Source organism: Streptomyces sp. NPDC107559, from assembly GCF_055657365.1.
Window position 1 is genome coordinate 289,756 of record NZ_JBVKBD010000005.1, and the last position, 24,970, is coordinate 314,725.

Annotated in this window: 22 protein-coding genes; 15 read left to right on the forward strand and 7 right to left on the reverse strand. The window is 71.2% G+C overall.

Going from position 1 to position 24,970, the window contains the following annotated elements; genetic code table 11:
* Positions 1 to 75 precede the first annotated feature (75 nt).
* The 5 genes from ACZ7OY_RS18465 (at position 76) to ACZ7OY_RS18485 (ending at position 5,716) form a co-directional block, all read left to right on the forward strand.
* Positions 76 to 1,239, forward strand: a complete 1,164-nt coding sequence (locus ACZ7OY_RS18465) for a LacI family DNA-binding transcriptional regulator (RefSeq protein WP_471912310.1) — start codon at positions 76 to 78, stop codon at positions 1,237 to 1,239.
* Positions 1,240 to 1,321: 82 nt separating this feature from the next.
* Positions 1,322 to 2,695, forward strand: a complete 1,374-nt coding sequence (locus ACZ7OY_RS18470) for a glycoside hydrolase family 10 protein (protein WP_471912311.1) — start codon at positions 1,322 to 1,324, stop codon at positions 2,693 to 2,695.
* Positions 2,696 to 2,790: 95 nt separating this feature from the next.
* Positions 2,791 to 3,864, forward strand: a complete 1,074-nt coding sequence (locus tag ACZ7OY_RS18475) for an LCP family protein (RefSeq protein WP_471912312.1) — start codon at positions 2,791 to 2,793, stop codon at positions 3,862 to 3,864.
* A 183-nt stretch (positions 3,865 to 4,047) separates the two neighbouring features.
* Positions 4,048 to 4,404: a YciI family protein gene (locus tag ACZ7OY_RS18480; RefSeq protein WP_351609536.1), complete on the forward strand. Its 357-nt coding sequence runs from the start codon at positions 4,048 to 4,050 to the stop codon at positions 4,402 to 4,404.
* Between the two features lie 49 nt (positions 4,405 to 4,453).
* A complete protein-coding gene (locus tag ACZ7OY_RS18485; protein ID WP_471912313.1) occupies positions 4,454 to 5,716 on the forward strand; it encodes an RNA polymerase sigma factor in 1,263 nt (420 codons plus the stop codon).
* A gap of 98 nt (positions 5,717 to 5,814) precedes the next feature.
* Here the strand turns inward: ACZ7OY_RS18485 and ACZ7OY_RS18490 are convergent, their stop codons facing one another.
* Complete coding sequence (locus ACZ7OY_RS18490; protein ID WP_471912314.1) at positions 5,815 to 6,975, reverse strand: class I SAM-dependent methyltransferase; 1,161 nt, start codon at positions 6,973 to 6,975, stop codon at positions 5,815 to 5,817.
* 186 nt (positions 6,976 to 7,161) lie between these two features.
* Here ACZ7OY_RS18490 and ACZ7OY_RS18495 point away from each other — a divergent pair, with 186 nt between their 5' ends.
* From ACZ7OY_RS18495 to groL, 4 genes are all read left to right on the forward strand, one after another.
* Positions 7,162 to 8,037, forward strand: coding sequence for a polysaccharide deacetylase family protein (locus tag ACZ7OY_RS18495; RefSeq protein ID WP_471912447.1), 876 nt, complete (start codon positions 7,162 to 7,164; stop codon positions 8,035 to 8,037).
* The gene (locus ACZ7OY_RS18500) at positions 8,034 to 8,843 is read left to right on the forward strand and encodes a polysaccharide deacetylase family protein (RefSeq protein WP_471912315.1); all 810 of its coding nucleotides are present in this window, start codon (positions 8,034 to 8,036) and stop codon (positions 8,841 to 8,843) included. The genes ACZ7OY_RS18495 and ACZ7OY_RS18500 overlap by 4 nt, the downstream gene beginning before the upstream one ends.
* Before the next feature lie 291 nt (positions 8,844 to 9,134).
* Positions 9,135 to 9,443 carry a co-chaperone GroES gene (gene groES, locus ACZ7OY_RS18505; protein ID WP_003998759.1) on the forward strand — a complete coding sequence of 103 codons (309 nt, stop codon included), beginning with the start codon at positions 9,135 to 9,137 and terminating at the stop codon, positions 9,441 to 9,443.
* 134 nt (positions 9,444 to 9,577) lie between these two features.
* Positions 9,578 to 11,203, forward strand: coding sequence for a chaperonin GroEL (gene groL / locus ACZ7OY_RS18510; RefSeq protein ID WP_471912316.1), 1,626 nt, complete (start codon positions 9,578 to 9,580; stop codon positions 11,201 to 11,203).
* A 263-nt stretch (positions 11,204 to 11,466) separates the two neighbouring features.
* Here the strand turns inward: groL and ACZ7OY_RS18515 are convergent, their stop codons facing one another.
* From ACZ7OY_RS18515 to ACZ7OY_RS18525, 3 genes are all read right to left on the reverse strand, one after another.
* Entirely contained in the window at positions 11,467 to 12,174 is a 708-nt protein-coding gene (locus ACZ7OY_RS18515; RefSeq protein ID WP_471912317.1) for an ester cyclase, read from the reverse strand.
* A gap of 99 nt (positions 12,175 to 12,273) precedes the next feature.
* Positions 12,274 to 13,047 (reverse strand): SDR family NAD(P)-dependent oxidoreductase, encoded by a 774-nt coding sequence (locus ACZ7OY_RS18520; RefSeq protein WP_351609560.1) that lies wholly within the window; start codon positions 13,045 to 13,047, stop codon positions 12,274 to 12,276.
* A gap of 198 nt (positions 13,048 to 13,245) precedes the next feature.
* A complete protein-coding gene (locus ACZ7OY_RS18525; protein WP_471912318.1) occupies positions 13,246 to 13,914 on the reverse strand; it encodes an MOSC domain-containing protein in 669 nt (222 codons plus the stop codon).
* An 80-nt stretch (positions 13,915 to 13,994) separates the two neighbouring features.
* Here ACZ7OY_RS18525 and ACZ7OY_RS18530 point away from each other — a divergent pair, with 80 nt between their 5' ends.
* Positions 13,995 to 14,891 (forward strand): LysR family transcriptional regulator, encoded by an 897-nt coding sequence (locus tag ACZ7OY_RS18530; protein ID WP_351609566.1) that lies wholly within the window; start codon positions 13,995 to 13,997, stop codon positions 14,889 to 14,891.
* Positions 14,892 to 15,328: 437 nt separating this feature from the next.
* Here ACZ7OY_RS18530 and ACZ7OY_RS18535 read toward each other — a convergent pair whose 3' ends face one another.
* Positions 15,329 to 15,658, reverse strand: coding sequence for a WhiB family transcriptional regulator (locus ACZ7OY_RS18535; RefSeq protein WP_351609568.1), 330 nt, complete (start codon positions 15,656 to 15,658; stop codon positions 15,329 to 15,331).
* Between the two features lie 381 nt (positions 15,659 to 16,039).
* Between ACZ7OY_RS18535 and ACZ7OY_RS18540 the strand changes: the two genes are divergently transcribed.
* The 4 genes from ACZ7OY_RS18540 (at position 16,040) to ACZ7OY_RS18555 (ending at position 20,632) form a co-directional block, all read left to right on the forward strand.
* On the forward strand, positions 16,040 to 16,651 hold the full coding sequence (locus ACZ7OY_RS18540) for a response regulator transcription factor (RefSeq protein WP_003948568.1): 612 nt from the start codon (positions 16,040 to 16,042) through the stop codon (positions 16,649 to 16,651).
* Between the two features lie 295 nt (positions 16,652 to 16,946).
* Positions 16,947 to 17,534, forward strand: a complete 588-nt coding sequence (locus ACZ7OY_RS18545) for a sigma-70 family RNA polymerase sigma factor (RefSeq protein WP_152887323.1) — start codon at positions 16,947 to 16,949, stop codon at positions 17,532 to 17,534.
* A gap of 267 nt (positions 17,535 to 17,801) precedes the next feature.
* Positions 17,802 to 19,307: an IMP dehydrogenase gene (gene guaB / locus ACZ7OY_RS18550; protein ID WP_471912319.1), complete on the forward strand. Its 1,506-nt coding sequence runs from the start codon at positions 17,802 to 17,804 to the stop codon at positions 19,305 to 19,307.
* 200 nt (positions 19,308 to 19,507) lie between these two features.
* On the forward strand, positions 19,508 to 20,632 hold the full coding sequence (locus ACZ7OY_RS18555; protein WP_162468510.1) for a GuaB3 family IMP dehydrogenase-related protein: 1,125 nt from the start codon (positions 19,508 to 19,510) through the stop codon (positions 20,630 to 20,632).
* Between the two features lie 378 nt (positions 20,633 to 21,010).
* Here the strand turns inward: ACZ7OY_RS18555 and ACZ7OY_RS18560 are convergent, their stop codons facing one another.
* Together ACZ7OY_RS18560 and ACZ7OY_RS18565 are read right to left on the reverse strand one after the other, a co-directional pair.
* Complete coding sequence (locus ACZ7OY_RS18560; protein WP_471912320.1) at positions 21,011 to 21,595, reverse strand: hypothetical protein; 585 nt, start codon at positions 21,593 to 21,595, stop codon at positions 21,011 to 21,013.
* Between the two features lie 149 nt (positions 21,596 to 21,744).
* Complete coding sequence (locus tag ACZ7OY_RS18565; RefSeq protein ID WP_471912321.1) at positions 21,745 to 22,953, reverse strand: nucleotide sugar dehydrogenase; 1,209 nt, start codon at positions 22,951 to 22,953, stop codon at positions 21,745 to 21,747.
* A 274-nt stretch (positions 22,954 to 23,227) separates the two neighbouring features.
* Between ACZ7OY_RS18565 and ACZ7OY_RS18570 the strand changes: the two genes are divergently transcribed.
* On the forward strand, positions 23,228 to 24,934 hold the full coding sequence (locus ACZ7OY_RS18570; protein ID WP_471912322.1) for a glycerol-3-phosphate dehydrogenase/oxidase: 1,707 nt from the start codon (positions 23,228 to 23,230) through the stop codon (positions 24,932 to 24,934).
* Positions 24,935 to 24,970: the final 36 nt, after the last annotated feature.

The window sequence follows — 24,970 nt, forward strand, 5'->3', positions numbered from 1 at the left end:
TAATTCGAATGTTCCGGGAACCTATGGTGCGACAGGGGGTTCGTCAAGAGGTCGCGCAGGGATACGATCGCCGCCATGACAGCCCCGGAGCCTGCCGAAGCCCAGATGACAGGGCGGTCCAGCCGGACCGCGACGCTCGCCGAGATCGCCCGAGAGGCCGGCGTGTCGGCGCCGACTGTTTCGAAGGTCCTCAATGGCCGTGCCGATGTCGCCCCGGCCACCCGCAACCGGGTGGAAGAGCTGCTGCGCGTCCACGGCTACCGGCGCCGCCGGGCCGAGGCCAGCCGCTCGCCGCTGATCGACCTGGTCTTCCACGAGCTGGAGAGCGCCTGGGCGATGGAGGTCATCCGAGGCGTGGAGAACGTGGCCCGGGATGCCGGGCTGAGCGTCGTGCTGAGCGAGAGCGCGGGTCGGCTCACCCCGGGGCGGACCTGGGCCGACCAGGTCGCCGCCCGTCGCCCGTACGGCGTCGTCCTCGTCCTGTCAGGGCTCGACGAGTCCCAGCGTGCCCTGCTGACCAGCAGGTCCATCCCGTTCGTGGTGATGGACCCGGCCGGCGACCCGGGCGCCGACGTGCCGTCCATCGGCGCCACCAACTGGCAGGGCGGCCTCGCCGCCACCCGGCATCTGATCGACCTCGGGCACACCCGCATCGGCGCGATCAGCGGACCGGCCACCATGATGTGCAGCCGTGCCCGGGTGGACGGCTACCGGGCCGCCCTGGAGACGGCCGGTCTGCCCGTCGATCCGGGGCTGATCAGGGCGGGCGACTTCCACCACGACGCCGGTTACCGGCTGGGCCGCGAACTGCTGAGCCGGCCGGACCGGCCCACCGCCGTCTTCGCCGGCAACGACCTCCAGGCGCTCGGGCTCTACGAGGCCGCCCGCGAGCTGGGGCTGCGCATCCCGGACGACCTCAGCGTGGTCGGGTTCGACGATCTGCCGGTGGCGCGCTGGGTGGGGCCGCCGCTGACGACCGTACGGCAGCCGCTGACCGAGATGGCGGAGGCGGCGGCCCGGCTGGTGCTGGAGCTGGCGCGCGGCGAGGGGTCGCCGACGGCGACCCGGGTGGAGCTGGCCACCAGTCTGGTGGTGCGGTCCAGCACCGCGGCTCCCGCGGCTCCCAAGGCTTCTGCGGATGCCGCGGATTCCGCGGCCGCTGCGGCTCCCAAGGCTTCTGCGACCTCTGAGGCTCCTGCGGATCCGGCGGCACCCGCGGGTCCTGTGGCCGGAAGTTGACGTATTGACGGGTGGGGCCGGTGCCTCCACACTCCACCGAAGTCAATCGGCTGGACGACCGAAACTTTCGGAGGCACCCGCAATGAGAACCTCCAGATCGTCATCCTTACGCATCCGGCTCGCCGCCCTGCTCACCGGCGTCACCGCCGTCGGCGCCCTGCTCGCCGCCGGCATGACGTCCGCCCAGGCCGCCGACACCCCCCTGCGCGACCTCGCGGCCGCCAAGGGCAAGGTCGTCGGCACGGCGGTCACCGGCTCCAAGCTCACCGGGAGCTACGGCGACATCGCCGGGGCCCAGTTCGGTTCGCTCACCCCGGGCAACGCCATGAAGTGGGGGTCGGTCGAGCCGACCCAGGGCACCTTCAACTGGGCCGAGGCCGACCAGATCGTCGCCTTCGCGCAGGCGCACGACCAGCAGGTGCGCGGCCACACCCTGGTCTGGCACAGCCAGAACCCGAGCTGGCTGACCAACGGCAGCTGGACAGCCGCCCAGCTGAGCAGTCTGCTCCAGAACCACATCAGCACCGAGGTGGGCCGCTACAAGGGCAGGATCACCGCCTGGGACGTGGTCAACGAGCCCTTCAACGAGGACGGCACCTACCGTTCGACCCTCTGGTACAACGGCCTCGGCGCCGACTACATCGCCAGCGCTCTGACCTGGGCGCGAGCCGCCGACCCGGCCGCCAAGCTGTACATCAACGACTACAACGTCGAGGGCGTCAACGCCAAGAGCACCGCCCTGTACAACCTGGTCAAGTCCCTGAAGGAGCGCGGCGTCCCGATCGACGGCGTGGGCCTCCAGGCCCATCTGATCCTCGGCCAGGTGCCCGCCACGCTCCAGCAGAACATCCAGCGCTTCGCCGACCTCGGCGTCGACGTGGCGATCACCGAGCTGGACATCCGGATGGCGTTGCCGGCCGACAGCACGGAACTGGCCCAGCAGGCCGCCGACTACAAGGCGGTCACCTCCGCCTGCGTGGCCGTGACGCGCTGTGTCAACCTGACCGTCTGGGGCTTCACCGACTCCGACTCCTGGGTCGACAGCACCTTCCCGGGGTACGGGGCGGCGACGTTGTACGACGCGAACTACGCGCCGAAGCCCGCGTACTACGGCGTGGTCGAGGCGCTCGGCGGTACGACGACCACGCCGCCGCCCTCCACCGGCGCCTGCACGGCGACGTACAGCGTGGTCAACCAGTGGAACACCGGCTTCACCGGCCAGGTGAGGATCGCCTGCTCCGGCGCCTCGCTCTCCTCGTGGAAGGCGGTCTGGACGTACGGCGCGGGCCAGCAGATCAGCCAGGCCTGGAACGCGACCTGCACCCAGTCGGGCGCGGCCGTCTCGTGCGTGAACGCCTCCTACAACGGGTCGGTCCCGGACGGCGGTTCGGTGACGTTCGGGTTCAACGCGTCCTGGAGCGGGAGCAATCCGCTGCCCACGGTGACACTGGGTTGAGATCGCACTGAGCTCACCCTGAGAAAAGTGAGATTTTCTGAAGAAAACTGTCCTAGACAAGCCCGTTGTAATAATTCGGACTTACGTTCCTCTGCGTGACCGGACACGACGAGAAACAGGACTGGGACACGGGCGGACGCGGAGGCCGGCGGTCGATCGTCCTGAGGGCCGCCGGCCTCACCCTCGCGGGCGCTCTGGTGCTCGGCGTCGCGGCGACGGGATGGGTCTACTGGCATCTGAACAACAACATCAAGAGCGTCGACATCAACAGCGCGCTCGGCGACGACCGCCCGGCCAGGGCGGTGGCCGCGCCCACGTCCGGCGGGTCGGCGTCCCCCTCGGCCGCCGCCTCCGCGCCGCCGACCGGGGCGCTGAACATCCTGGTGCTGGGCTCGGACTCGCGCAGCGGCGCCGAGAACCGGGAACTGGGCGGCGGCAGCAGTTCCGGCGCCCGCTCCGACACGGCGATGGTCGTGCACCTCGACGCGGGCCGCACCACGGCCACCGTGGTCAGCATCCCGCGTGACACCCTCGTCACCCGTCCGTCCTGCCCGCTGTCGTCGGGGCGCTCGACGGCGGTGGCCTACGGCGCGATGTTCAACAGCGCGTACGCGGTGGGCGGTCCGGTCTGCGCGGTGAAGACCGTCGAGTCGATCACCGGCGTACGGATGGACCACTACATCGAGATCGACTTCTCCGGCTTCGCGAAACTGGTGAACGCGCTCGGCGGGGTCACCGTCACCACCGACGAGGACATCGACGACGACGACAGTCATCTGCACCTCGCGGCGGGCACCCATCACCTGGACGGCAAGCAGGCCCTCGCCCTGGCCCGCACCCGGCACGGCATAGGCGACGGCAGCGACCTCGGCCGCATCGGCCTCCAGCAGAAGCTGGTGAAGGCGCTGCTGACGCAGATCGCCTCGATCGACCTGCTGACCGATCCCACCGAGCTCTACGGGGTCGCCGACGCCGTCACCGGCAGCCTGACCACCGACACCGGACTCGACTCGCTGGGCGAACTCACCAGCCTGGGCGAGAGCCTGAAGGGCCTGGCGGCCGACCGGGTCGAGACGGTGATGATGCCGGTGGTGACCGCCCCGTCGGATCCCAACCGGGTGGTGGCCCGGGAACCGGCGGCGAGCGAGCTGTGGGAGTCCCTGCGGTAGGGCACCTCGTTCAGATCATGCCGATGACCTGCGGAAACACACCCCGGAGAAAATTCTTCGAAGAATTTCGGCGACCGTGTCGATCCGGCCCTCCCTTGTTCGACGCACAGGTGAGAGGCGGGGAAGGACCCCGCCCGGGAGACTCGGCACCGTACGGGTCGCCCATCGCCGTGAGGAGTCACCATGCCCCGCTTCCTTTCGCTCGTGCAGATCGACGAGTCCACCGCGCCCGCCGAGGGACCCAGCCCCGAGCTGATGCAGCGGATGGGTGAACTGATCGAGGAGATCACCAAGGCCGGTGTCATGCTCCAGACGGAGGGCCTGACGCCCAGTGCGCAGGGCAAGCGCGTCCACTACGCGGGCGGGGAGCTGTCCGTGACCGACGGGCCCTTCACCGAGGCCAAGGAGGTCGTCGGCGGCTACGCCATCATGCAGTGCAAGGACATGGCCGAGGCCGTGGAGTGGACCAAGCGCTTCCTGAAGGTGCACGAGGACTTCTGGACGGTGACCTGCGAGGTGCGCCAGATCGCCGAGGGCTGAGCGGTTCCGCACTGGGTGTTGTCAGTGCGGGGGTGTTCGATGGGGGGTTGTGAGCTCGCAACCCCCCGCCGACCCGCGCGGCGTCATCGAGACCGTCTTCCGCCTGGAGTCCCCCCGCGTCATCGCCGCCGCCACCCGGATCGTGCGTGACATCGGCATCGCGGAGGAACTGGCCCAGGACGCCCTGGTCGCGGCCCTGGAGCAGTGGCCGCGGGACGGGGTGCCCGACAACCCGGGCGCCTGGCTCGTCACCACCGCCCGCCGCCGCGCCGTCGACCTGGTCCGCCGCCGGGAGAACTACGCCCGCAAGCTCGCGGAGATCGGCCGCGACCTGGAGACCACGGTGCCGGCGCAGGAGCCCGCCGACCCGGACGACATCGACGACGACCTGCTCCGGCTGGTCTTCACCACCTGCCACCCGGTGCTGTCCGCCGAGGCCCGCACCGCCCTGACCCTGCGCCTGCTCGGCGGCCTGAGCACGTCCGAGATCGCCCGCGCCTTCCTCACCCCGGAGCCGACGCTCGCCCAGCGCATCGTCCGCGCGAAACGGACCCTCGCCACCCGGAACGTCGCCTTCGAGGTGCCCGGCGGCCCCGACCGCGAGGCCCGCCTCGGCTCGGTCCTCGACGTCATCTACCTGATCTTCAACGAGGGGTACGCGGCCACCGCCGGGGACGACTGGCTGCGCCCGGCGCTGTGCGAGGACGCCCTGCGGCTCGCCCGGCAGCTCGCGGCGCTGATGCCCAAGGAGCCCGAGGTGCACGGGCTCGCCTCCCTGCTGGAGTTCCAGGCCTCCCGCACCGCCTCCCGCACCGGCCCCGACGGCGAGCCGATCCTGCTCAAGGACCAGAACCGCCGCCGCTGGAACCGCATGCTCGTCGCCCGTGGCGTCGACGCCCTCGCCCGTGCCGACGCCACTGTCACCGGCGTCCCCGGCCCGTACGTACTCCAGGCCACGATCGCCGCCTGCCACGCCCACGCCCACACCTACGAGGACACCGACTGGCGGGCCATCGCGACCCTGTACGGTCTCCTCGCCGTCCGCGCCCCCTCCCCGGTCGTCGAACTCAACCGCGCGGTGGCCGTGTCGATGGCGGACGGTCCGGCCCCGGCCCTGGAGATCGTCGACGCGCTGGCCGCCGAACCCGCCCTGCGGGACTACCACCTGCTGCCGAGCGTCCGGGGGGACCTGCTGGCACGGCTGGGCCGCACGGCGGAGGCACGGACGGAGTTCGCACGAGCGGCCGCCCTGGCCCGCAACGAACGGGAAAGACGGCTGCTGCGACGACGAGCGGACGAACCCACACCCTGAACAGCGCCAAAAGGGGCGCGGGGAACTGCGCGACCGGCCACGGCGGACCCGCACCCGGCCACAGGCCCGCGCCGCCGGAAGCGCCCCTGGGGCAGGCCCTAGGCCGGACGGCCGATCAGCATCGTCGGCGCCCCCGCCACCCGGGTGAGGAACACCGTCGCCGCGTGCGGCCCCTGCGGCTTGACCTTGCGCCGCAGCTCCTCCGGTTCCACCGCCGACCCGCGCTTCTTGACGGTCAGCACCCCGACCTCCCGCTCCCGCAGCAGCGCCTTCAGCCGCTTGACGCTGAAGTGGAGCTGGTCGGTGATCTCGTACGCCGAGGCGTACACGGTCGGGCGCAGTTCGTCCGACGTCACGTACGCGATCGTCTCGTCGAGGAGGCCGCCGCCGACCTCCTCGGCCACCTCCGCCACCAGATGGGCACGGATGACGGCGCCGTCGGGCTCGTACAAGTAGCGTCCGACGGAACGGACCCCGGGGTCGGGCAGGCCGCGGGAGAGCAGGGTGCGCGGGCCGGGCAGCAGGGTGGAGCGCACCGCCCCCGGGCTCGTCCCGAACCACAGCACCGCCTCCTTCACGTCCCCACCGTCCGAGATCCACTCGGCCTCCGCCTCGGCGGGCACCGCCTCGTGCGGAATGCCGGGCGCGACCTTCAGCGCGGCACGCGGGGCCGCCAGGGCCGTCCGCACCGCCCAGGACAGCGGCGGCGAGTACGCCTCCGGATCGAAGATGCGGCCCCGCCCGCCCCGGCGCGCCGGGTCCACGAAGACGGCGTCGTACGACGACACGTCCACCTCCGTGACGTCCGCCTCCCGCACCTCGATCAGGTCGGCGAGCCCCAGCGCCTCGGCGTTCGCGCGCGCCACGGCCGCCGTCGTCGGGTCGCGGTCCACGGCCAGGACCCGGATGCCGGCGCGGGCCAGCGCGATCGCGTCGCCGCCGATGCCGCAGCACAGGTCCGCGACCGAGGTCACGCCGAGCTCCTCGAACCGCCGCGCGCGGTAGGCGGCCACCGTCGCCCGGGTGGACTGTTCCACCCCGTTGGGCGTGAAGAACATCCGCTCCGCGTCCTCGGCCGCGAACTTCGCCGCCGCCCGCTGCCGCAGCCGGGCCTGGCCGAGCGCCGCCGACACCAGGTCGGCAGGGTGCTCGCGGCGCAGCCGGGTGGCGACGGCGAGTTCGTCGGCCGGGGCGGTGTCGCGGACCTCGTGGAGGAGGGCGCGGCCTTCGGGCGTGAGGAGGGCGTCCAGGTCGTTCACCGGCTCATTGTGGGCCAGTCGGTGGACGGCGCGCCTCCGGTGGCGGTGTCGGGCCCGGCCGGCGGCCCTGGGCTGGGAGGATCCGGCAACATGCGAGTAGTCGTACAAGCTGAAAAAAATGCTTTTGTTGGGACTTTGAGAAGCTCCCGGATCTCCAGGGTTTCCCGCGTCTGCCGGGGCTCCCGGATCCGCGGCGGTATCGCCACGCTCGCCGTCGCCGCCTCGGGCTGTGCGCAGGGCGGCGGGGCCGCCCAGGTGCGCCCGGCCCCCGGACAGCAGGGGCTCCAGGCACCCCCGGCCCGCGCCCTCGACGCCTACGCGGGCCGGCTGCGCGCCGAGTACGCGGCACGGGTGGCCGCGTCCCGGCGCTGGGGCCTGGCCCGGGTCCCGCTGACACCCCCGGCGCCGCCGGCGAGGAAGCCGCGGATCACCGCTCGCGACGGCTTCGAGGTCGACGGCCGGCGGGAGCGGAACCTGCCCCCGGTCTTCACCACGATCCCCACCAAGAAGAGGATCGTCTTCCTCACCATCGACGACGGCGCCGAGAAGGACCCGGCGTTCCTGCGCATGATGAGCGAGCTGAAGATCCCGTACACCGCCTCCCTCAGCGACTACCTGATCAACGACGACTACGGCTACTTCAAGAAGATGCAGCGCAGCGGGGTGGTCCTGAACAACCACACCCTGCACCACCCCTACCTCCCCGGACTGTCCTACGAGGAACAGAAGCGCGAGATCTGCGGCATGCAGGACGTGATCGAGCGTCAGTACGGCAGGCGCCCGACCGTCTTCCGCCCGCCCTACGGCAACTGCAACCGGGACACCCTGGTCGCCGCGAAGGCCTGCGGCATCAAGTACGCCCCGATCTGGGACGAGGAGGTCTTCGTCGACCACTGGGAGTACCGCGAGTGGGACCAGGACCTGCACCCCGGCGACATCGTCCTGACCCACTTCCGGGGCCGATCCGACTGGCGGGGCACCATGCCCGACATGATCCGCCGGTTCCTCCGGAAGGTGACCGACAAGGGCTACGCGGTGGCCCGCCTGGAGGACTACCTGTGAGGCTGCGGGCGCTGACCGCGGGAGTGCTGGCGTCGGCCGTACTGCTGCTCACCGGCTGCGCCCAGTCCGTCGACCCGATCGAACGGCTGGGCAGGAAGGCGGCCCAGGGGGTGCGACCGCACGGCCCTGGCGCCCGACAGGCGTACCGCCACTGGGGTCTGTCGGCCCCGCTGGCCCAGGCCCCCCGGCGGGCGGCCCGGCCGCTCACCGCCACCGCACCGGGCCTGCCGACGGTGGTCGACCGGGTCAGGACCCACGACCGGGTCGTCTTCCTCACCTACGACGACGGCGCCGAACGCGACCCCCGGTTCGTCGACATGGTCCGCGAACTGCGGCTCCCGGTCAGCATGTTCCTCACCGACAGCGTCGCCGGACCGGGGTACGGCCACTTCGCCCGGCTGCGCTCGGTCGGCGCGAGCCTGCAGAACCACACCCTCGACCACCCGTCCCTGCGCGGACTGCCGTACGTCGGCCAGCGCGCGGAGATCTGCGGGCAGCAGGAGAAGCTCAGGACCCGCTTCGGCCTGCGCCCGCGGCTGCTCCGGCCGCCCTACGGGACGTACGACCACGCCACCCTGCGGGCCGCCGCCCGGTGCGGTATCTCGACGCTGGTGCTGTGGCGGGTGTCGATGGGCGCGGCCGGCCTGACGTACACCAGGGGTTCGCACCGGCTGCTCCCCGGCGACATCGTGGCCGTCGGCCCGGACGAGACCCCGGCCCCGACCCTCAGGAAGCGCACCACCCACCTGCTGCGCCGGATCCAGGAACAGGGACTGACGGTGGCTCGGCTGGAGGACTACGTGTAGCGCGGCCGCGCGCGAACCGTCTCGCGCGCGAACCGTCTCGAGTGCGGCGGACGGCATCACCCGCCGAGCCCCGCGCCGCCGCCGGCCGGGCGCGAAAAACCGCGCCGCGCCGTCCGCAATTGGCACTCCGCTTGACCGAGTGCTAATCGCGGTCATAGTCTCGGCTCTGGCACTCCCCCCTGGAGAGTGCCAACACGCGACGGGCAGGTCCGGCACCCGCGACGACGGATCCACCTGGTCGCCACCTCAGACAGTTAACCCCGTGAGATCTCCGAAGGGGGAGGTCGGATCGTGACGACCACCAGCTCCAAGGTTGCCATCAAGCCGCTCGAGGACCGCATTGTGGTCCAGCCGCTGGACGCCGAGCAGACCACGGCCTCTGGCCTGGTCATCCCGGACACCGCCAAGGAGAAGCCCCAGGAGGGCGTCGTCCTGGCCGTGGGCCCGGGCCGCTTCGAGAACGGCGAGCGTCTTCCGCTCGACGTCAAGACCGGCGACATCGTGCTGTACAGCAAGTACGGCGGCACCGAGGTGAAGTACAACGGCGAGGAGTACCTCGTCCTCTCGGCTCGCGACGTCCTCGCGATCATCGAGAAGTAGTCACCTCGCTTCCTCGCGAAGCACTTTGTTTTGAACTGCGCCCCTGGCCCCCGCGACCATTAATCAGCCGGGCGTCGGGGGCGCAGTCGTTCACCCTGATTCACCTCGAGATTTCCGAGAGGGCAAACGCTCCCATGGCGAAGATCCTGAAGTTCGACGAGGACGCCCGTCGCGCCCTCGAGCGCGGCGTCAACAAGCTTGCCGACACGGTCAAGGTGACGATCGGCCCCAAGGGCCGCAACGTCGTCATCGACAAGAAGTTCGGCGCCCCGACCATCACCAACGACGGCGTGACCATCGCCCGTGAGGTGGAGATCGAGGACCCGTACGAGAACCTCGGCGCCCAGCTGGTGAAGGAGGTCGCCACCAAGACGAACGACGTCGCGGGTGACGGCACCACCACCGCCACGGTGCTCGCCCAGGCGCTCGTGCGCGAGGGCCTCAAGAACGTCGCCGCCGGTGCCTCCCCGGCCGCCCTGAAGAAGGGCATCGACGCCGCGGTCAAGGCCGTCTCCGACGAACTGCTCGCCTCGGCCCGCCCGATCGACGAGAAGTCCGACATCGCCGCCGTGGCCGCGCTGTCCGCCCAGGACCAGCAGGTCGGCGAGCTCATCGCCGAGGCCATGGACAAGGTCGGCAAGGACGGTGTCATCACCGTCGAGGAGTCCAACACCTTCGGTCTGGAGCTGGACTTCACCGAGGGCATGGCCTTCGACAAGGGCTACCTGTCGCCGTACTTCGTGACGGACCAGGAGCGCATGGAGGCCGTCCTGGAGGACCCCTACATCCTCATCAACCAGGGCAAGATCGCCTCCATCCAGGACCTGCTGCCGCTGCTGGAGAAGGTCATCCAGACCAACTCCTCCAAGCCGCTGCTGATCATCGCCGAGGACGTCGAGGGCGAGGCCCTGTCGACCCTGGTCGTCAACAAGATCCGCGGCACGTTCAACGCCGTCGCCATCAAGGCCCCCGGCTTCGGCGACCGCCGCAAGGCGATGCTGCAGGACATGGCGATCCTCACCGGCGCCACGGTCATCTCCGAGGAGGTCGGCCTCAAGCTCGACCAGGTCGGCATCGACGTGCTGGGCTCGGCCCGCCGCGTGACCGTCACCAAGGACGACACCACGATCGTGGACGGTGGCGGCGAGACCGCCGACGTGCACGGCCGCGTCGCCCAGATCAAGGCCGAGATCGAGAACACGGACTCCGACTGGGACCGCGAGAAGCTCCAGGAGCGCCTCGCGAAGCTGGCCGGCGGCGTGTGCGTGATCAAGGTCGGCGCCGCCACCGAGGTGGAGCTGAAGGAGAAGAAGCACCGTCTGGAGGACGCCATCTCCGCGACCCGCGCCGCGGTCGAGGAGGGCATCGTCTCCGGTGGTGGCTCCGCGCTGGTCCACGCCGCCAAGGTCCTGGAGGGCAACCTCGACAAGACCGGCGACGAGGCCACCGGTGTCGCCGTGGTCCGCCGCGCGGTCGTCGAGCCGCTGCGCTGGATCGCCGAGAACGCCGGCCTGGAGGGCTACGTCATCACCTCCAAGGTCGCCGACCTCGACAAGGGCCAGGGCTTCAACGCCGCCACCGGCGAGTACGGCGACCTGGTCAAGGCCGGCGTCATCGACCCGGTGAAGGTCACCCGCTCCGCCCTGGAGAACGCCGCGTCCATCGCCTCCCTCCTCCTGACGACCGAGACCCTGGTCGTCGAGAAGAAGGAAGAGGAGGAGCCGGCCGCCGCCGGTCACGGTCACGGCCACTCCCACTGACGCACCCCGTTGACCCCGGCGGGTCCTGACCCGGCACCGGCGGCCCCCGACAGGGACACCGCCGACTGCCCCAGGCCCGCCCACTCCGCCCCGCCCCGCCGCAACTCGCCGCGGCGGGGCGGAGTGCTGTCCGGCGGAACTCGCGACCTCGGCGGCACCCGACCCGTACCGCCACCGAGCAGCGCGGCGCGGCGGAAGCCCCCGTTCCCTGTGACAGGGAACGGGGGCTTCGCCCCTCGCGGGTCCGTACGGAAACCGACGGCTCAGTTCTCCAGTGCGTCCAGCACTCCCAGCTGCGCCATCAGCCCGAGTCTGTCGTACTGCCACCAGCCCTCGACGAGCTTGCCGTCCTCGCCGCACCGGAAGACGGTCGTGCCCGTCATCGACACCCGCCGGCCGGTGGCCGGGATGCCCAGGAAGTCGCCGCGGTGCGTGCCGTGCCAGGTCCAGCGGGTGCACACCCGGTCGTCCTGGCAGATCTGCTCGTCCATGGTGAACGCGAAGTCGAAGGCGCCCCGCCACATCTCGAACTCGCGCCGCATGTTGTCCAGCCCGAGCGTGTCCTGCTCGTTGGCGGGGTCGTGGTCGTGGTACTGCTCCGCCATCACACTGTTCAACGGAGGCAGTTCACCGGCGGTGGCGATCAGCTCGAAGAGCCTGCGCGCGTTGGCCGCGTACAACTGCTCGTCGCGCACCACCTCGAGATCGGTGAAGGTCGGCATCCCGTCGCAGAGGGCGGCCATCTCCTGGAAGATCCGGTCGGTCTCGGGGAGATGCGAGTTGCGCATCGCGTCCTCGTACGAGGGGAACTCCACGATCTGTACGAAGTGCGCGTCGTCCGACCGGTCCTGGCCGATCAGATCGTGTGTCGCGCTCCGTCTGCCCCTGGTCTCCTCGACCCAGGTGTCCAGCAGCCGGTTCATCTCGTCGAACCGGCTCGTCCTGCACTCGATGAGCTGTACGAACGTCATGACGCCGCCTCCGGCCCCCCTCGGTCCGGTTCCCTCCGGCCATTCTCGCACCGGAGCGGCGACGTCACCTGTCCGGCGCCGGCCGGGCCGCGCCGGCGCTCACTGGGGCCCGTACTTGCGCCCCGTCCGCGAGGTGACACCGCCCAGCAGCCCCCGCGGGGTCACCTTCACCAGGCCCATCAGCACCTTGTAGCGCGGATCGGGGACGGACAGGGTCTTCCCGCGCGCCAGATCGCCGAGCGCCGCCGCGACCAGCTTGTCGGCGTCCAGCCACATCCAGTCCGGGATGTTGTCCGTGCCCATCCCGGCCCGCTGGTGGAACTCGGTCCGCACGAATCCCGGGCACAGCGCCATCAGCCGTACGCCGCTGCCCGCCAGGTCCCGCGCGGCTCCCTGCGTGAACTGCACGACCCACGCCTTGGACGCCCCGTACGTGCCCCGGGGCACGAAGGCCGCGACCGAGGCGACGTTGACGACTCCGCCGCGACCGCGCTCGCGCATCCCGCCGGTCGCCGCGGCCGTCAGCCGCAGCACCGCCTCGCAGTGCACCTTGAGCATCTTCAGCTCGTCGGCCATCGACACGTCGAGGAAACGGCCCTTGTTGCCGAAGCCCGCGTTGTTGACCAGCAGGTCGACGGGGTTCCTGCGGTCGGCGAGCCGGTCCGCCACCAGGTCGATGCCGTCGTCCGACGCGAGGTCCGCCGTGAGCACCTCCGCCTCGATGCCGTGCCGGTCGTGCAGTTCGGTCGCCTGCTCCCGAAGCCGCTTGGTGTCGCGTGCCACCAGCACGAGGTTGTGCCCGTCCGCGGCCAGCCGCCGCGCGAACGCGGCACCGATGCCCGCCGTCGATCCCGTAATCAGAGCCGTTGTCATGGCCCAAGGGTAGTTACCCGGACGCTGTTGGTCCGCTCGGTGCGGCGGACATCGGGACGGCCGGGTCCGCCCGGCCTGCGAGGCTCCCGGACGGTCCGGGTCCGCCCGGCCCACGGGGCTTCCGGACGGTCCGGGTCCGCCCGGCCCACGCGGCCTCCCGGGGTGTACGAGGCTTGTCCGGGGGCGCGTGACGACGGTTCAGGACCGCTGTTGTTCCACGTACTTCCGGGCCGCGGCCAGCGACTCCGGGTGCAGTGCCTCGCCGGCCGGGAGCAGTCGCGGCAGCAGTTCCCGTTCCGTCGTGGACGCCCGGAACTGGAGGGCCACGGTCACGTCGTGGTCCGGCCGGTGCACGATCTCGACCGGATCTCCCGCCCTGATCTCACCGGGCTCGATCACCCGGAGATAGGCGCCCGGGGCACCCTTATGCGTGAACCGTTTCACCCACCTCGACTCACCCAGGTGGCCCTGGAAGGTGCGGCACGGGATCCGCCCGCAGGTCACCTCCAGCACCACCCCGCGCCCGACGCGCCAGCGCTCGCCGATCCGCGCGCCGGACACGTCGACCCCGAGGGTCGTGAGGTTCTCGCCGAACATGCCGTTGGCGAGCGTCCGGCCCAGTTCGCGTTCCCAGTCGTCGAGGTCCTCGCGCGCGACCGCGTACACGGCCTGGTCGTCGCCGCCGTGGTGCCGTCTGTCGCACACCGCGTCCCCGGCCAGCCCGCTCCCGCCGGTCCCCTTCGGCCCGGGGGCGGCCACCCGCACGGGTCCGTCGGCCGGCCGCTTGTCGATGCCGGTCAGGCCCTCCGCCTGATCCGTGTAGGGCACGGCCCGCGGGCGGCCGAGGTTCACCGAGAGAAGCTTCATGGATGCACGCTAATGGGCCCAGCCCCAAAGCGTCGACGCATTATTGGGCGCCGCATCCAAGAACCGCTTATGCTCGAAGGGTGATCGAGGCCCGTCATCTCCGCGTTCTGCGCGCCGTCGCCACCACCGGCTCCTTCTCCGCGGCGGGGCGCGAGCTGGGCTGCACCCAGCCCGCCGTCAGTCAGCAGATGAAGGCCCTGGAGGCGTCGGTCGGCACCCCGCTGCTCATCCGCAGCGGCCGTGAGATGCGCCTGACCCAGGCCGGCGAGGCCCTCGTCCGGCACGCGGCCGGCATCCTCGCCGGACTCACCGCCGCCGAGGAGGAGGTCGCCGCCATCGCCGGTCTGCGCGCGGGCCGGGTCCGGCTGGTCTCCTTCCCCAGCGGCAGCTCCGCCCTCGTGCCCGCGGCCCTCGCCGCGCTGCGCGCCGCGCACCCCGGCACCCGCGTCTCCCTGGAGGAGGCCGAGCCGCCCGAGTCGGTCGAGAAGCTCCGCGACGGCGACTGCGACGTGGCGCTCGCCTTCCGCTACGAGAGCGCGGCGGGCGCGGAGGAATGGGACGACCTCGTCGTACGCCCCCTGCTGACCGACCGCCTGGTGGGCCTGGTGCCCGAGAACCACCGGCTGGCCCGCGCGCAGTCCGTGGACATCGGCGAACTCGCCCGGGAGCCGTGGATCGCGGGCTGTCCGCGCTGTCGCGGGCAACTGGTCGAGGCGTGCGAGAGCGCGGGCTTCACCCCGCGCATCGACTTCGCCACCGACGACTACCCCGCGGTGGTCGGCCTGGTGGGTGCCGGTCTCGGCGTCGCCGTGCTGCCCCAGCTCGCGGTCGAGTCCGTACGTCCCAGAGGGGTGCGCACCGTGACGGTGGAGCCGGCGGTGCGGCGGAGGATCGTCGCGCTCACGCTGCCCGATCTGGCTCAGGTGCCGGCGGTGGCGGCGACGCTGGCGGAGCTGGAGCGCGCGGCCGTCCGCTGAGACGCCGGGAGTGTCGGGGGGCGTCCGCTGAGACGTCGGGACTATCGGGGGGCGTCTGCTGAGACGCCGGGAGCGCCGGGGGCCGTTCGCTGAGACGTCGGAAGCGCCGGGGGTGTCCGCTGAGACACCGGAAGCGTCGGGCGTCCGCTGAATTACCGGAAGCGTCGGCCGTTCGCCGGGGCTCCGGAAGTGTCGGGCGTCCCGGGTTGCCGGGGCACCGCTCAACACGTACGCCGGGGGCGCGCACACAGCTCCCCGGTGGTGGCCGCACTGCTGCCAGGCCATGCCCGCATGTCCATGGCGTTCCGGCTATGGCGTCATGACGTCCGTGCGCCGGTCCGTACGTCAGTCCGTACGTCAGTCCGTACGTCAGTTCGTGTGTCAGTCCGTGCGTCGGTTCGTGCGTTACGTCCAGACGTTTGTGAAGAAACGTTCCTTCAGGTGTTCGAGCCGCCGTCCATGCCGGTGGCCGACGCCGATACGAGCCGGTTGCGTGCCCGGCCCATGAGCTCTTCGCGCTCGTCCTCGGTCAATCCGCCCCACACGCCGTACGGCTCGCGCACCGCCAGTGCGTGCGCCGCGCACTGCGCGCGGACCGGACACCTCATGCAGACCTCCTTGGCCGAGTTCTCACGAGCGCTCCGGGCCGCTCCGCGCTCGCCCTCCGGGTGGAAGAACAGCGAGCTGTCCACCCCGCGGCAGGCGGCGAGGAGCTGCCAGTCCCACAGGTCCGCGTTCGGTCCGGGAAGGCGGGAGAAATCTGCCATTGCGTGACCCCTTGCAGCCGTTCTGAGCGGATACGGTGCTCACGACCGTACATCTACGATCTAAGGAGATGAAAATATGACTCATTGCGAATCTAGCCTCGGACACCAACAGATGGGAAGAAATGGGTCTAAATGGGGCATGGCTTGTGATGAAAGACGGTAGGACAGCCGCGCGCGACTGCCCCGTGTCCGTCCCCTCACGTAGAGTGCCGAAGATGGCACAGAGCCCCGTAACTCTTTCGAGTGACCGTCGTTGAGAGTGCGGATGCGGTTGAGAACGCAAACGCTCGGGCAGGCGTCCGAGACGGTCGACCGCACAGGTGACGATTTCGTACCAGCCTGGAGGCACAAGGTGACGCGCATCAGCTGCGGAGGGCGGCCATGACATCCGTCCTCGTCTGCGACGACTCCCCGCTTGCCCGAGAGGCGCTCCGCCGCGCGGTCGCGACCGTGCCCGGCGTCGAGCGCGTGACGACGGCAGCCAACGGCGAGGAAGTCCTCCGCCGCTGGGGGGCCGACCGCTCGGACCTGATTCTGATGGACGTACGCATGCCCGGCCTGGGCGGCGTCGAGACCGTACGGCGGCTGCTGTCCGCCGACCCCGGTGCGCGCATCATCATGCTCACCGTCGCCGAGGACCTGGACGGAGTCGCCCTCGCGGTGGCCGCCGGCGCCCGCGGCTATCTGCACAAGGACGCCTCGCGTGCCGAACTGCGCGCCACCGTCACGCAGGCCCTCGCCGACCCGACCTGGCGGCTCGCCCCGCGCCGGCTGCGCTCGGCCGAGATGGGCGCCGCGCCCACGCTCACCGCGCGTGAGATCCAGGTCCTGGAGGGCATGAGCCACGGCCGCTCCAACGCCGAGATCGGCCGGGAGCTGTTCCTCTCCGAGGACACCGTCAAGACGCACGCCCGACGCCTCTTCAAGAAGCTCGGCGCCTCGGACCGTGCGCACGCGGTGGCGCTCGGGTTCCGCTGGGGCCTGGTGCGCTAGGCGTGCCGGATGGACCGGGTGCGTCGTCGCGGGGGCAGCACAACCCGTAGGAAGTCCCAGGTGGTCCCCGCCTACCTCAAGGTGGGCGGGGATGGCAACCGGGCACGCCGGGTGCCCGCTGCCTGTTTCGCCGCGGATGCCGCATCCTTGAGGTGTGGAGTTCCTCGGGGACGAGTCGGTCGAACGGAAGAGGAGGGCGCAGGAGATGAGTTCCGGCGCACCTGCTCATAACGCTTCGGTGCACAACGATGGACGCGGTGCCGCGGACCAATCGGCCGCAGGGCACCATGGTCCGATGCGTGAGGACGACGTGGCCACTGCCCCGGGGGCGATCGGTGCACTGGTCCACCGTGCCGTCGACGGGGACGATCAAGCCACGCACGACCTGCTCGCCCACGTCCATCCCCTGGCGATCCGGTACTGCCGCACCCGGCTGTCCCGGCTGCCGGGCGACGCGCGCCACTTCGTGGAGGACCTGGCGCAGGAGGTCTGCGTCGCCGTCCTGCTCGCCCTGCCCCGCTACCGGGACACCGGCCGCCCCTTCGAGGCGTTCGTCTTCGCCATCGCCGCGCACAAGGTGGCCGATCTCCAGCGTGCCGCGATGCGCCACCCCGGTTCGACGGCCGTCCCGTCCGACGAGATGCCGGAACGCCCCGACGACTCGCTGGGTCCCGAGGAGCGGGCGCTGCTCAGCAGCGACGCGGAGTGGGCGAAGAAACTGCTGGCCAACCTTCCCGAGAACCAGCGCGAGCTGCTGTTGCTGCGGATCGCGGTGGGGCTGACGGCGGAGGAAACGGGCCAGATGTTGGGAATGTCACCCGGTGCGGTCCGGGTGGCTCAGCACCGGGCGCTCAGCCGACTGCGGGCGCTCGCCGAGCAGTGAGCGGGCCATGTCACCGGGCCGGATCGTCGGCAGGCGGCAGGGGGCCGGTCCGGCCGCCGGAGCCCTCGGTCACGCGCCGGACCTGGCCGTCCGGGCTCTCGGCCGCGTGCCGGACCTGAACGGGCGATCCCTTGTTCCCGTACGCGTTCCCGTACGAACATACGAAGTCCGGAGTCGCTCCGGACAGTGGAAACCGTGGAATGAGCGACCCCTGCTTCCCGTTAGCATGGACATCCGCACCGATCAAGGCCATTTGGGGAAGGTGTCATGACTGCCAACGTCGACGGAGTGCCCGGAAAATTCGCGACACTCGGGCTGACCTACGACGACGTGCTGCTGCTGCCGGGTGCATCGGAAGTGCTCCCCAACGCGGTCGACACCTCGTCCCGCATCTCGCGCAACGTGCGCGTCAACATTCCGCTGCTCTCGGCCGCCATGGACAAGGTGACCGAGTCCCGCATGGCCATCGCGATGGCCCGCCTGGGCGGTGTCGGCGTGCTGCACCGCAACCTCTCCGTCGAGGACCAGGTGAACCAGGTCGACCTGGTCAAGCGGTCCGAGTCCGGCATGGTCACCGACCCCATCACGGTCAGCCCGGAGGCGACGCTCGCCGACGCGGACGCGCTCTGCGCGAAGTTCCGCATCAGCGGCGTGCCCGTGACCGACCCGGCCGGCAAGCTCCTCGGCATCGTCACCAACCGTGACATGGCCTTCGAGTCCGACCGCAGCCGCCAGGTGCGCGAGGTCATGACGCCGATGCCGCTGGTCACCGGCAAGGTCGGCACCACCGGTGTCGAGGCCATGGAGCTGCTGCGCAAGCACAAGATCGAGAAGCTTCCGCTGGTCGACGACGACGGCGTCCTCAAGGGCCTCATCACGGTCAAGGACTTCGTCAAGGCCGAGAAGTACCCCAACGCCGCCAAGGACGCCGAGGGGCGCCTGCTCGTCGGTGCCGCGGTCGGCGCCAGCCCCGAGGCGCTGGAGCGCGCCCAGGCCCTCGCCGAGGCCGGCGTGGACTTCCTGGTCGTCGACACCTCGCACGGCCACAACAGCAACGCCCTCAGCTGGATGTCCAAGATCAAGTCGAGCGTCCCGGTCGACGTGATCGGCGGCAACGTCGCCACCCGCGACGGCGCGCAGGCGCTGATCGACGCCGGTGTCGACGGCATCAAGGTGGGCGTGGGCCCCGGTTCCATCTGCACCACCCGCGTGGTCGCCGGCATCGGCGTCCCGCAGGTCACCGCCATCTACGAGGCGTCCCTCGCCGCCCGCGCGGCCGGCGTCCCGCTGATCGGTGACGGCGGCCTGCAGTACTCCGGCGACATCGGCAAGGCGCTCGCCGCCGGTGCCGACACGGTGATGCTGGGCAGCCTGCTGGCCGGCTGCGAGGAGTCGCCGGGCGAGCTGCTCTTCATCAACGGCAAGCAGTTCAAGTCGTACCGCGGCATGGGCTCGCTCGGTGCCATGCAGTCCCGCGGCCAGGGCCGTTCCTACTCCAAGGACCGCTACTTCCAGGCCGAGGTCGCCTCCGACGACAAGCTCGTGCCCGAGGGCGTCGAGGGCCAGGTGCCCTACCGCGGCCCGCTCGCGAACGTGCTGCACCAGCTCGTCGGCGGCCTGCGCCAGACCATGGGCTACGTGGGCGCCGCCACCATCGAGGAGATGGAGTCCAAGGGCCGCTTCGTGCGGATCACCTCCGCGGGTCTCAAGGAGAGCCACCCGCACGACATCCAGATGACGGTCGAGGCACCCAACTACAGCCGCAGCAAGTGACCCGCACGCGCGCGTGATCCCGTACCGGGGCACGCGCGCGTGAGGTCGTACGAGAACACGCACCAGGTCAGGTACGGCGTTCGTACCTGACGGCACGTCCGAGGCGCGGACGAGGGCGGCTCCGGAGCTCCGGGGCCGCCCTCGGCGTGTCCGTCGGCGATACTGGTAGACGCTGAAACGCAGAGGGAAAGGCCACAGACGTGACTGAGATCGAGATCGGGCGCGGCAAGCGCGGCCGCCGGGCGTACGCCTTCGACGACATCGCCGTCGTCCCCAGCCGCCGTACGCGGGACCCGAAGGAGGTCTCGATCGCCTGGCAGATCGACGCCTACCGCTTCGAGCTGCCCTTCCTGGCCGCCCCCATGGACTCGGTCGTCTCCCCGGCCACCGCGATCCGTATCGGTGAGCTGGGCGGCCTGGGCGTGCTGAACCTCGAGGGCCTGTGGACGCGGTACGAGGACCCGCAGCCGCTGCTCGACGAGATCGTCGGGCTGGACGACGACACCGCCACCCGGCGCCTCCAGGAGATCTACGCGGCTCCCATCAAGGAGGAGCTGATCGGGCAGCGCATCAAGGAGGTGCGCGACTCCGGCGTGGTCACGGCGGCGGCGCTCTCCCCGCAGCGCACGGCCCAGTTCTCCAAGGCGGTCGTCGACGCGGGCGTGGACATCTTCGTCATCCGCGGTACGACCGTGTCGGCGGAGCACGTCTCCGGCTCGCACGAGCCGCTGAACCTGAAGCAGTTCATCTACGAGCTCGACGTCCCGGTGATCGTCGGCGGCTGCGCCACGTACACCGCGGCCCTGCACCTGATGCGCACCGGCGCGGCCGGCGTGCTGGTCGGCTTCGGCGGCGGCGCCGCGCACACCACGCGCAACGTGCTGGGCATCCAGGTCCCGATGGCCACGGCCGTCGCCGACGTGGCGGCCGCCCGCCGCGACTACATGGACGAGTCCGGCGGCCGGTACGTGCACGTGATCGCGGACGGCGGGGTCGGCTGGTCCGGCGACCTGCCCAAGGCGATCGCCTGCGGCGCCGACTCGGTGATGATGGGCTCCCCGCTCGCCCGTGCCACGGACGCGCCCGGCAAGGGCCACCACTGGGGCATGGAGGCCGTCAACGAGGAGCTGCCGCGCGGCAAGAAGGTCGACCTCGGCACGGTCGGCACGCTGGAGGAGGTCCTCACCGGCCCCTCGCACACCCCGGACGGCTCGATGAACCTCTTCGGCGCCCTGCGCCGGGCCATGGCCACCACCGGCTACAGCGAGCTCAAGGAGTTCCAGCGGGTCGAGGTGACGGTGGCGGACTCGCAGCACAAGCGGTAGTCCCCACGGCCGCAGCGGCCGTACGCCCGTACGGGAGAAGGGCCCGCCCCACCACTCGGTGGGGCGGGCCCTTCTCCCGTACAGCGGTCGTCTCTTCCGGACAGCGGTCGCCGTCAGCCAGCCGTCAGCAGCTCGGCGACGCCCCCGAGGAGCAGGGCGACGCCGACCAGGCCGACGAACGCGTGGAACATCCGGAAGCCGAGAACGGTGTCCACCTGGCCGGGGGTGTGAAGTCACCCGTCGCGGCGGCGCGCAGCTCGTGGCTGCGCTGCTGGGAGGCCACCATCGCGGTGGCGGCGCCTCGCACGTCGAAGGCGATCCGGCCCCCGGCCACCGCGGCCGGGAGGCCGAGCAGGAACAGGAACAGCCAGACAGGAATCACCGGACCCCGTTCCTCCGGGTGCTCTGGAACGCCACGTACGCGGCGATCGCGAAGAAGACGAAGGTCAGCGGGTCGGCCGTCTCCTGCCAGGCATCCTGCACCACGCCGAAGTGGTCGAAGAAGACCTCGCTGAAGCCGACACCGATCTCCTTCGCGCCGAGCATGGCCGTGCCGATCAACTGGCCGAGGTAGATCGCGGCCACCGAGACGATCACGGCGGCGACCGGCAGGGACTGGCTGCGACCGCCGGCGCGGCCCGCGGCGATGCCGACCAGGAAGCCGACACCGACGGCGGCGTAGCCGATCTCGTGCTCGGTGAGGCCGACGACGATGCCGTACAGGATCGCGGAGACCAGGCCCGCGCCGACGGCGGCGGCGAGACCGAGCACGAAGTTGTCGCGCACCTGAGCGGCGGGGGCGGCGGGGGCGGTGGGTGCGACCGGGGAGCCCGGCTGCGGCGTGCCCTGCGGGTCACCGGTCTGTTCGAGCCCCCGAGCCGGGTCGGGCCGGGCCGACTGGTCGGACTGCCCCGCGTACGGGTTGTCGGCCGGCGGAACGGGCGGCGGCGTGGTCTGGCTCATGTGGATCCCCCCAGGGATGCGGGCGCACCCGTGGTGTGCGCGAGACGTCGGCGCACACCTGGGGGCGCCCGCGTCGCGGGCGCACTGGTGTGCGAGAGCTTGCGCACGTTAGCAGGGGGGAGTGACAACCCGTCACGGAATTTGCCCCGTCACAACCGGTGCGCGGCCCCCGTCGGAGTCGCGCCCCGGGTGTCGAGCAGGAGCTGGGCCTTCACCGACAGGCCCTGCATGTCGTACGTGCGGTGCTGCTGGAGCAGGATCGTGAGGTCGGCGTGGGCCGCCGCCTCGTAGAGGGAGTCCGCGCGGGGCACCGGGCGGTCCAGGACGCTCCAGGACGGCACGTGCGGGTCGTGGTAGCTGACCGAGGCGCCGAGCTCCATGAGCCGGGTCGCGATCTCGTGCGCGGGGGTGGCCTGCTGGTCGGCCAGGTCGGCCTTGTAGGTGACGCCTAGCAGCAGCACGCGCGCGCCGCGCGCCGACTTCCCGTGCTCGTTGAGGAGGGCCGCGGCGCGCTGCACGACGTACCGGGGCATCCGGCTGTTGACCTGCTGGGCGAGCTCGACCATCCGCAGGGTGCGGCCCGCCTGGCCGGTCAGGTCCTGCGGGACGGCGTGGCCGCCGACGCCGGGGCCGGGGCGGAAGGCCTGGAAGCCGAACGGCTTGGTCTCCGCGCAGCGGATGACGTCCCACAGGTCGACGCCCAGGTCGTGGCAGAGGACGGCCATCTCGTTGACGAGGGCGATGTTGACGTGCCGGTAGTTGGTCTCCAGGAGGTGCACGGTCTCGGCCTCGCGGGGGCCACGCGCGCGTACCACCTTGTCGGTGAGCCGGCCGTAGAAGGCGGCGGCGGACTCGGTGCACGCGGGCGTGAGGCCGCCGATGACCTTGGGGGTGTTGGCCGGGGTGAAGTCGCGGTTGCCGGGGTCCACCCGGCCCGGCGCGTAGGCGAGGTGGAAGTCGCGGCCGGCCCGCAGTCCCGAGACCTCCTCCAGCAGTGGGCGCACGAATTCCTCGGTGGTCCCGGGGTACACGGGGGACTCCAGGATCACGGTGGTGTGCGGCCGCAGACGCTCGGCCAGGGTGCGGGCGGCCGTCTCGACCTGGCTCAGGTCGAATCCGCCGTCGGGGCCGCGCGGGGTCGGCGCGCAGATGACCGCGGTGCGGACCCGGCCCAGCTCGGCCGGCCCGGCGGCGGTCCGGAAGCCCCCCGAGAGCATCCGGCGCAGTTCGGCGGGGCTGAGCGAGCCGGATTCCGGCCCGGTCCGGTAGCCGAGTGTGGCGATACCGGCGGCGACGGCTGCCTGGGCCAGGGGCAGGCCGAGAGGGCCGAGTCCGATGACGGCGAGATCTGCGGGCATGGCGTGGGCCGTCCTTCCCAATAACCGAAGCGGGACAGGTGCGCAAGCCGTGAGGACAAGACGGGCGAAGCGCAATGTAACACTAGGAGTAAATATGACCGTGATGCGGTATTGGTCGGCTGTGTTTCCCGACAGTCCCGCGAAAGTTGTCCACAGGCTGGGGGCGACTGGTGGCTGAAGTCGGGCATCCCGGTCAGGATTGGGGCATGGGGGATGCGGGCCCGGTCCTGCCCCACGGGGTGTGCCCGGCGCGACCGACGAGCGGGAGGCAGCGGTGAGGACAGCGACACTGGGGCCGGCGCAGCGCGCCGAGTCACTGGCATCCATGGCCGAGCGTGAGCTGGACGTGCTCGTCGTCGGCGGTGGTGTCGTCGGCGCGGGTACCGCACTCGACGCCGTGACGCGCGGCCTGTCCACGGGACTGGTCGAGGCGCGTGACTGGGCGTCGGGTACGTCGAGCAGATCGAGCAAGCTGATCCACGGCGGCCTGCGTTATCTGGAGATGCTGGACTTCGCGCTGGTCAGGGAGGCGCTGAAGGAGCGCGGCCTGCTGCTGGAGCGCCTCGCGCCGCATCTGGTGAAGCCGGTGCCGTTCCTGTATCCGCTGCAGCACAAGGGCTGGGAGCGGCTGTACGCCGGTTCGGGCGTGGCGCTCTACGACGCCATGTCGATGGCCCGCGGCCACGGCCGGGGCCTGCCCACGCACCGGCATCTGACCCGGCGTCACGCCCTGCGGGTCGCCCCGTGTCTGAGGAAGGACGCGCTCGTCGGCGCCCTTCAGTACTACGACGCCCAGATGGACGACGCCCGTTACGTGGCCACGCTGGTGCGCACCGCCGCCTGGTACGGCGCGCATGCCGCCAACCGGGCGCGGGTGACCGGCTTTCTGCGCGAGGGCGAGCGCGTGGTCGGCGCCAGGGTCGAGGACGTCGAGGGCGGCGGGGAGTACGAGGTCCGCGCGAAACAGATCGTCAACGCGACCGGGGTGTGGACCGACGACACGCAGGCGATGGTGGGCGAGCGCGGGCAGTTCCACGTCCGTGCCTCCAAGGGCATCCACCTGGTCGTGCCCAAGGACCGGGTCCACTCCTCCACCGGACTGATCCTGCGCACCGAGAAGTCCGTCCTGTTCGTCATCCCCTGGGGCCGGCACTGGATCATCGGGACCACCGACACCGGCTGGAACCTCGACAAGGCCCACCCGGCCGCCTCCAGCGCCGACATCGACTATCTGCTGGAGCACGTGAACTCGGTGCTCTCGGTGCCGCTGACCCGCGACGACGTCGAGGGTGTGTACGCCGGGCTGCGCCCGCTGCTGGCCGGCGAGTCGGACGCCACCAGCAAGCTGTCCCGCGAGCACACCGTGGCCCATCCCGTGCCGGGGCTGGTGGTCGTGGCGGGCGGCAAGTACACCACCTACCGGGTGATGGCCAAGGACGCGGTGGACGAGGCGGTGCACGGGCTCGACATGCGGGTCGCCGACTGCGTCACCGAGAACATCCCGCTGCTGGGCGCGGAGGGCTACCCGGCGCTGTGGAACGCGCGGGCGCGGATCGCGGCGAAGACCGGGCTGCACGTGGCGCGCGTGGAGCATCTGCTGAACCGCTTCGGTTCGGCGACGCAGGAGCTGCTCGACCTGATCGCCGGGGACCCGTCGCTGGGGGAGCCCCTGCGGGCGGCCGACGACTACCTGCGCGCCGAGATCGTCTACGCGGCCTCGCACGAGGGCGCCCGGCACCTGGACGACGTGCTGACCCGGCGCACCCGCATCTCCATCGAGACCTTCGACCGGGGCACGCTGAGCGCCCGTGAGGCCGCGGAGCTGATGGCGCCGGTGCTGGGCTGGGACAAGAGCCAGATCGAGCGGGAGATCGAGCACTACGACAAGCGGGTGGAGGCGGAGCGGGAGTCGCAGCTCCAGCCCGACGACCTGACGGCCGACGCGGCCCGGCTCGGGGCGCCGGACATCGTGCCGCTGTAGGGCGGCCGGCTTGCGGCACTCTGCACCCGAACGAGT